This is a genomic window from Agrobacterium bohemicum, assembly GCF_001562555.1.
In the GTDB taxonomy this organism is placed as follows: Bacteria; Pseudomonadota; Alphaproteobacteria; order Rhizobiales; family Rhizobiaceae; genus Agrobacterium; species Agrobacterium bohemicum.
This window is the reverse complement of the sequence record NZ_KQ961046.1, coordinates 1-1,387: the sequence shown is the minus strand read 5'-3', so window position 1 is coordinate 1,387 and position 1,387 is coordinate 1. Positions and strand designations below refer to the sequence as shown.

Here is a 1,387-nt window from a genome sequence, read left to right as displayed (position 1 = left end):
GCTCCGACAGCTTCACCTACACCGCCACAAACCCCGCTGGCACCTCCGCACCAGCAACGGTCACCATCACAATAACACCACCTGTTCCGGAGATCACGGGTATCACTCCCAGTGCTGGCACCTCTGAAGGTGGAGAGCCGATCACAATCTCCGGCTCGGGTTTAACCGGGGCTACCGGAGTGACCATTGGCGGGTATGCCGCAACAAATGTAATTGTGGTGAACGATACCGCCATCACTGTCGTGACACCGGCGACAATCGCAGGCTCGCATGATGTCGTTGTCTCGACGCCAAGCGGTCCTCTAACGTTGGCTGCGGCCTTTACATCCGCATCAAGTGTGTCCGCGCCACTGCCTGCGGCCATCTCTCCGACGTCCGGCTCGACTACCGGCGGCACGCTGGTAACAATCACAGGTGCGGGCTTCAGCAACGCTACAGGCGTTTATTTCGATGGGGTGCCCGCAGCAGGGTTCACGATCCATACGGATGGCCGGATCACCTCTACGACGCCAGCCCATGCAGCCGGTTTAATCGGATTTGAGATTACGTCGGCGGGCGGCGACGGTGGAATTACAGACAGCTATACTTACGTCGCTCCCGTTATTTCGTTTACCCCAGCGGCAGGTGCGTTGATCGCCGCGCAAGCTGCGGTCTCTTACAGCCAGACTTTTAGCGCGTCCGGTGCGGCGGCGCCCTATGCATTTGCCATAACCGGCGGTGCGCTGCCCGCAGGTCTCGATCTTTCTTCCGAAGGCGTACTCGAAGGCACCCCCACCGAAATTGGAAATGCGGCCTTCACCATAACAGTGACCGATGCCAACGGCGTACAGGACAATGCTACTTATAATCTGTCTGTTGGTGCGCCATCGATTGCACTCGACCCATCGACACTCTCTGGTGGAACTTATGGGGATGCCTATACTCATAGTTTTGTTGCCTCAGGCGGTAACGCACCTTACAGCTATAGCGTAACACCCAATGCGTTGCCTGCGGGCATGTCACTCTCTTCAGATGGTACTCTCTCCGGTACGCCAACAGTGGTGGGCATATTCAACTTTACCGTAACGGCTTCCGACAGCACCACGGGGTCGGGCGCACCTTTTAGTACCACTCAAGCTTATAGACTGACGATCAATAATGTTGCGCCGATCGCGGGTGATCGTTCCGTTGCCATCAACGCCAACAGTGCAGACAATGTGATTACGCTGAGCCTTTCGGGTGGCGCGGCGACCTCGGTTGCTGTTGCGACCCAGGCAACGAAGGGTGTCGCCACGGCATCCGGCACGGCGATAACCTACACTCCAAACCCGGGTTATTCCGGGGTCGACAGCTTCAGCTATACCGCCACCAATGATGCCGGTACCTCTGCATCCGCAACTGTCACGAT

1 protein-coding gene is annotated in these 1,387 nt (G+C 57.5%); it reads left to right on the top strand.

Annotation, left to right across the window (positions count from 1 at the left end):
- Nucleotides 1-1,387 (top strand): putative Ig domain-containing protein (locus ATO67_RS22120; protein WP_173645954.1); only part of this gene is annotated, 1,387 nt, incomplete at both ends.